The organism is Staphylococcus sp. HMSC062H10, assembly GCF_001836945.1.
Taxonomy (GTDB): Bacteria; Bacillota; Bacilli; order Staphylococcales; family Staphylococcaceae; genus Staphylococcus; species Staphylococcus aureus.
Genome location: NZ_KV830994.1, coordinates 36,785 through 43,275, shown reverse-complemented (window position 1 = coordinate 43,275; position 6,491 = coordinate 36,785). Strand labels below are relative to the sequence as shown.

General features: G+C 31.9%; 5 protein-coding genes and 1 pseudogene. 2 read left to right on the top strand and 4 right to left on the bottom strand.

The features are described from left to right. The first annotated feature begins 116 nt into the window (after positions 1-116). The gene (locus HMPREF2658_RS11630) at positions 117-1,589 is read left to right on the top strand and encodes a serine-aspartate repeat adhesin O-glycosyltransferase SdgA (RefSeq protein WP_001106744.1); all 1,473 of its coding nucleotides are present in this window, start codon (positions 117-119) and stop codon (positions 1,587-1,589) included. Between the two features lie 122 nt (positions 1,590-1,711). Here the strand turns inward: HMPREF2658_RS11630 and HMPREF2658_RS11625 are convergent. The 4 genes and pseudogenes from HMPREF2658_RS11625 to HMPREF2658_RS11610 all read right to left on the bottom strand — a co-directional run bounded on the left by HMPREF2658_RS11625 (position 1,712) and on the right by HMPREF2658_RS11610 (position 5,415). Next, a pseudogene (locus tag HMPREF2658_RS11625) lies at positions 1,712-3,201 on the bottom strand (glycosyltransferase). Positions 3,202-3,482: 281 nt separating this feature from the next. Continuing rightward, complete coding sequence (gene folE2, locus HMPREF2658_RS11620) at positions 3,483-4,361, bottom strand: GTP cyclohydrolase FolE2 (RefSeq protein WP_000134232.1); 879 nt, start codon at positions 4,359-4,361, stop codon at positions 3,483-3,485. A gap of 12 nt (positions 4,362-4,373) precedes the next feature. Next, entirely contained in the window at positions 4,374-5,039 is a 666-nt protein-coding gene (gene bshB2, locus HMPREF2658_RS11615) for a bacillithiol biosynthesis deacetylase BshB2 (protein WP_000129061.1), read from the bottom strand. Positions 5,040-5,052: 13 nt separating this feature from the next. Beyond that, complete coding sequence (locus HMPREF2658_RS11610) at positions 5,053-5,415, bottom strand: YojF family protein (RefSeq protein WP_001622560.1); 363 nt, start codon at positions 5,413-5,415, stop codon at positions 5,053-5,055. Positions 5,416-5,691: 276 nt separating this feature from the next. On the opposite strand from HMPREF2658_RS11610, the gene nagB reads away from it, so the two are divergent. Next, a complete protein-coding gene (gene nagB / locus HMPREF2658_RS11605; RefSeq protein ID WP_000866424.1) occupies positions 5,692-6,450 on the top strand; it encodes a glucosamine-6-phosphate deaminase in 759 nt (252 codons plus the stop codon). The last annotated feature ends 41 nt before the right edge of the window (positions 6,451-6,491 follow it).

The window sequence follows — 6,491 nt, the reverse complement described above, 5'->3', positions numbered from 1 at the left end:
CAATATGACCCAGGTCCTTGTGGCCTGGTTTTTTAATGATTACACATGCAATAGATGTATTTTTCATATAAAATAAACAATAAAGATACGGAATAAAACTTATATGAGGCGATAATATGAATTACATTTTAGGAACAATTTTAGAAAGTAAAATTACAGGTGTAGAAAAAGCACAAATAAATAGACTGAAGTTGTTCAAACAACACGGCATATCTTCAAAATGTGTATATGTTAAATGGAATCCTTATTCATACACATATGCGAAGCAACATCGGATTGAAAATGATCTGCTTACAATGTATGACTATTTTCAAAAAGCAATCAATTATAAAAAGACAAAGCAAGTTAACTGGATACAGTATTGGGAAAAGTCATGTAGGTACACATTGAAATTTGTGGAAAATTCAAATGATGTCAGAATATATGATGAAGAGCAATTTATCATGTATGCTCATTTTTTAGATAAACAGTATCATCAATTAAACTATGTGAATTATTTTGATCATAAAAGAAGAAAAGTAAAACGTGAATTGTATGATGGAAGAGGCTTTTTAAGTTGTTCTCGAATTTTAGGTGAAGGACAACGGATTGTACTCGAAAATTACTATACACCTAATGGGGAGATCGTCATCCAAAAATATTTCGACGATATAAAAGGGGAAAATACGCTCACAAAGGTTATCTTAAATGAAGACCAGCATCAACAATTTTTTGATACAGAAGATGAATTAGTTCAATATTTTCTCCATCAATTATGTAAAAATAATGATCAAATCATATTAGACCGTCCTCATGAATTAGGAAATGTTATTGCGGGATTAAATCAAAGTATTCCAGTTATTGTTGTGCTCCACAGTACACATTTATCCGGCACCGGTAATGGTATAAAAAGTTTTTATAAAACAGTGTTTAATAATTTAACACGTTATAAAGCGATTGTTGTATCAACGGAAAAGCAATGCCAAGATATTTCACAATATATTGAAAATAAAATACCAGTTATCAATATTCCGGTTGGCTACGTGGCAAATTTAAAGTATCAATTTGACATCAATCAAAAGGATAAAAATCATATCATATCAATTGCTCGCCTCGTTGAAAATAAACAAATTAAACATCAAATTGAAGTGATCAAGCAATTAGTAACAAAACATCCCAATATTCAATTGAATATTTATGGACATGGAAATGGGTTGTCAGAATATCGACAACTTGTAGAAGATTATCATTTATCGGAACATGTTAAATTTCATGGCTTTAAAACGCATATTAATGAAGAAATTGCTAAAGCAGAACTAATGTTATCGACAAGTAAAATGGAAGGTTTTGGCTTAGCAATTTTAGAGTCGCTTTCAGTAGGTACACCAGTGATCAGTTATGATGTAGATTATGGGCCATCAGAACTGATTCAAGATGGATTTAATGGCTATTTAGTACCTCAAGGTGACATCAATCAAATGGTTGAAAAGGTCGATCAATTACTAAATAATACTCAAATGATGCAACAATTTTCAATTAATAGTATAGAGTATGCTCAGCAATTTAATGAGATAAATGTCAGTACAAAGTGGCAAAATATTTTAAACTAAGTCAAAAGAAAAACGCATTTTCCTAGAATCATCTATTTAACAAACCACGTTCATACGAACTTACATGTTTAGTTAAATGACATAGGAAAATGCTTTTTTATAAAAATAAAGTTAAAGTACATTTATATAAGACGAACAAATTGGTCCCATTGTTTAATTAACGACGCTTTACTGTATTGTTGCGCTTTTGCCAAACTACCTTTTGACAGCCGTTGTTGTACTTCCGGATGATCAATCACATATTTTACTTTTTCGAATAGCACATCTTCATCATTTTTAGTAATTAAATAACCATTGAAATCTGAAGTAATTAATTCACTAGGACCATATTTAATATCATAACTAATAACTGGAACACCATGTGCTAAAGATTCAAGTAGCGCTAAAGAGAAACCTTCCATGTTACTTGTTATTAAACTCAAATAGGCATCGCTGTATTCTTGGTCTAGATTGCTTAAAAAGCCGCGTAAATATACATGATTTTCTAATCCATATTTTTGTATCAATTCATTTAATTTTTTACTTTCTGAACCAAAACCATACATATGGAGTTCTACTTTCGGTACATAAGGGATTAAGCGTTTAATTAATTCAATTTGTTGATGTAATTGTTTTTCAGGTGAATAACGTGCAACGGAAATTAATTTAACACTGCGCTGATCTAATGTTTGGACTGGTGTATCAATTGTTTCACTATAGCCGACAGGAATATTAACAACAGGAATAGTATGGTTAATACGTTTTTCAACATCTAATTTTTGCTGCTCAGTAGAAACGATAATTGCACGATATCGAGATAAATTTTCAAACATCGCTTTATATACATTTTTAAATGGCGATGAATCTAATGCATCAATATTTTTAATGTGTGTACTGTGAAGCACAGCTACTACTGGGATTGACTTAGGTGTTAAGTTGAAAATAGGTGCTGTATACACATTGCGGTCACTGAAAAATAAATCCCCATGTTGATATAGTTGTTTAATGAAAAATGCGCCTAATTCCGTTTCATTATTAAAGAAATATTGTTTGTTAGCATAGTAAACAATAATTTTTTGTACTTCTGGTTTGCCATTTTGTAAGAAAAATACTTTTCTAATTTTGTGTCTCCTTCTGGATTATAGAAAAATTCACATAATGTTTGTTGTTTATCAACAAGAATCCTACTACAACTTAAAAAGCCACGCACATCATAAAAATCACGTTTTACTTTTCGTCTTTGACTATCAAAATGATTCACATAATCTAATATACGATATTTAGGATCTTGAAAATGGGCATACATTAAGAAACGCTCTTGATCATATATTCTAAAGTCATGACTATTTTCAACATGTTTTAAAGTATAATGACATTCATCAGTCCAATATGACAACCAGTCAAATGGTTCATTGCGTTCTAAATATGTTGCTTCTTGGAAGAAATCATACATATTAATATAGTCAGAACTAGTAATATAATTTTGGGCATTTCTATATAAATATCTATTCCATGACAGAAATACACATTGCGCTGGTCTTCCCATTTCTTTAAATAAATTTAAACGATTAATAATTGCTTTCTCTATCCCAGTTAAATTAACACCTAAACTATTACCTACAAAATAATTCATTTACAACACCACTTATATCTATTTTTTATAATTATATCACATAATATTTAATTACTTCTTTTAACTGGAAGATGTGTTTATTTATAAAACAACAAGTTTTGATATTTATAATGGTAGTAGTTATTCAGTCAAATACTACCAATATATCATTGTAGAGCTTAGGATATTGATTTATGACTCAGGCACATCAAATGAGAAGATTTATAAAAGAGATATACAACTCTAGGAGGTATAATAAAAACGCGCAACTACTGTTACGCGTTTGAATTAATCATATGATATTATTTGCGATACTTTAATTTAGCGAAAGCATCATGTTGATGGATAGACTCTTCATTACGACATTCGATATCGAAACCGTCTAACCAATCAAATTCAACTAAGTCCGCGGCAATTAAACGAATTAAGTCTTCGACAAAGCGTGGATTTTCATATGCACGCTCTGTCACACGTTTTTCATCAGGACGTTTTAAAATAGGGTATAGAATTGAACTTGCATTAGCTTCCATTGCATCTAAAATTTTGTTTTTATAGTCATCAACTATGTCTTGATCTTTATTAATATATGTTTTAACAGTGACAACACCACGTTGGTTGTGCGCTGAATATTCACTTATTTCTTTTGAACACGGGCATAGCGTTGTGACAGTTGCTTCAATAGTAAGTTCTTTACGTGTAACTTTATCACCGTCAATTGCTAATCCATAAGTGACATCGGCATTACCAACTGCTTTAATATTTGTGGTTGGACTATAGCGATCAAAGAACCATTTCCCAGAAACATCAACGCCTGCCGCATTTTGTTTCATATTCGTTTGTAAAGTGCGTAACACCTGATAAAGTGTATTAAATTCAAGTTCAATGCCATTATCATAGTGCTTTTCAACACTTTCAATAATACGGCTCATATTAATACCTTTTTCGTCTTTTGTTAAACTTGTTGAAAAACTAAATGTGCCAGCTGTTTGATACTGGTCAACAAGTACAGGGTACACTAAGTTTTTAATACCAACCTCTTCTATTTCAAATAAGAAATCTTTATGTGTACTTTGTAAATCTGTCATTTCGTTCTTAGTAGTAGGTTTCGTGCCTTCAATAGGGTCTACGGAACCAAAGTGTTTCCAACGACCTTCTCGTGTCGATAAATCAAATTCAGTCATTTTTTTCCTCCGTTAAGATTTAAAGTGATATGTCCAATATGGTTCGACTGTTAAAAAGCTGTGTTGTTTACCATCGATTTCAGGACTTGCTAATTGTTTTAAAAATGGACCTGTTTGAGAAGCATGTGCTTCAAAAGCTTTAATTTTCAGGTCTTTAAAATCTGTAATATCATTTTGAATATCAGGTTCTCCAAGTGCTTCGGTTGCATCATTGCTGAACGCAACTAAAGTTAAACGAGGGCGTTCTTCTTTAGGCATGCGTTCAACCGTTCGAATTACAGCGTCTGCTGTTGCTTCGTGGTCAGGATGTACTGCATATCCAGGATAAAATGAAATAATCAATGATGGATTTGTATCATCGATTAAAGATTTAATCATACTATCTATATGTTCATAGGGTTCAAATTCGACAGTTTTGTCACGTAAACCCATTTTTCTTAAATCAGTAATACCAATAACTTTACAAGCTTCTTCTAGTTCACGCTCACGAATACTTGGTAATGATTCGCGTGTTGCAAATGGTGGATTACCTAAATTTCGTCCCATTTGACCTAAAGTTAAACATGCATATGTTACTGGTACGCCTCGTTGGACATAACTTGCTATTGTCCCTGCAGATGAGAAGGTTTCATCATCAGGATGTGGAAATATTACTAATACATGTCTTTCGTCAGTCATGTTGATGCCTCCTCTATAAATTAAATGGTTGCTCGCTAATTTCAAGCGCTGCAGCGAGTTGACCTTCATAATTAAAACCTGCAATTAAAAATTCGTCATGCTCGTTAACTTCGTAATGCGTTAGACCTTGTACATAAACCCAGCCACCATTTGATAGTTTAAGGCCAATGCGATAAGGTTCTTTATTGCCACCTTTTAACTGAGCATGTGTATATGTTACTTGAATGTTTCTTAAAAAAGTACCAGCATTAAAAACACGTTGATCGAAATGGTTCGCATAGGCCCCATTTGTCGTTTCAACATGCAGATACACAGGTTTATGTTCAAAAGAAGCAAGTAAATCTATAACTTCTTGTTCTTTAATTGGTTCCAACACGTTCACTCCTTACACTATCAATGTGTTTATCTTTCTATTTTACTAAAAACTATTCAATAATTGTATACGATTGCTCAATTATTTATAAATTAATTTACATGAAGGGTAATTACTCAGGATTACACAATCATACAGCATTAGTTTTTTACTTTTAAAAATCAAAAAAATTGTTGGAATTTAAAAAGTGTTAAACATTAAAAATGATGCTATATTAATGGTGTATGAATGAATTCATAAGTTTTTAAAATGTATTAAATTTGTGGAGGCATGTAAACAATGAAAGTATTAAACTTAGGATCGAAAAAACAAGCATCATTCTATGTTGCATGTGAGTTATATAAAGAGATGGCATTTAATCAGCACTGTAAACTAGGTTTAGCAACTGGTGGTACAATGACAGATTTGTATGAACAACTTGTTAAGTTATTAAATAAAAATCAGTTAAACGTAGACAATGTATCCACGTTTAATTTAGACGAATATGTAGGTTTAACCGCATCACATCCGCAAAGTTATCACTATTATATGGATGATATGCTTTTCAAACAATATCCTTATTTTAATAGAAAGAACATTCATATTCCGAATGGAGATGCCTATGATATGAATGCGGAAGCGTCAAAATATAATGACGTTTTAGAACAACAAGGTCAACGTGATATTCAAATTTTAGGTATTGGTGAAAATGGTCATATTGGATTTAATGAACCTGGTACGCCGTTTGATAGCGTTACTCATATCGTTGATTTGACTGAAAGTACTATTAAGGCTAATAGTCGATATTTTGAAAACGAAGATGATGTTCCAAAGCAAGCCATTTCGATGGGACTAGCTAATATTCTTCAAGCTAAACGTATCATTTTACTCGCATTTGGTGAAAAGAAACGTGCTGCTATTACACATTTATTAAATCAGGAAATTTCTGTTGATGTTCCAGCCACATTACTTCACAAACACCCGAATGTTGAGATATATTTAGACGACGAAGCTTGCCCGAAAAATGTTGCGAAAATTCATGTCGATGAAATGGATTGATTGCAATGTTTAATTAAGAAATGCCTCGGGAAAGGTTCCAA

Excerpts from the sequence above, each read along its gene's own strand:
- HMPREF2658_RS11630 (WP_001106744.1), top strand. The coding sequence starts at position 117 with ATGAATTACATTTTAGGAACAATTTTAGAAAGTAAAATTACAGGTGTA.
- folE2 (WP_000134232.1), bottom strand. The coding sequence starts at position 4,361 with ATGACTGAATTTGATTTATCGACACGAGAAGGTCGTTGGAAACACTTT.
- nagB (WP_000866424.1), top strand. The coding sequence starts at position 5,692 with ATGAAAGTATTAAACTTAGGATCGAAAAAACAAGCATCATTCTATGTT.
- bshB2 (WP_000129061.1), bottom strand. The coding sequence starts at position 5,039 with ATGACTGACGAAAGACATGTATTAGTAATATTTCCACATCCTGATGAT.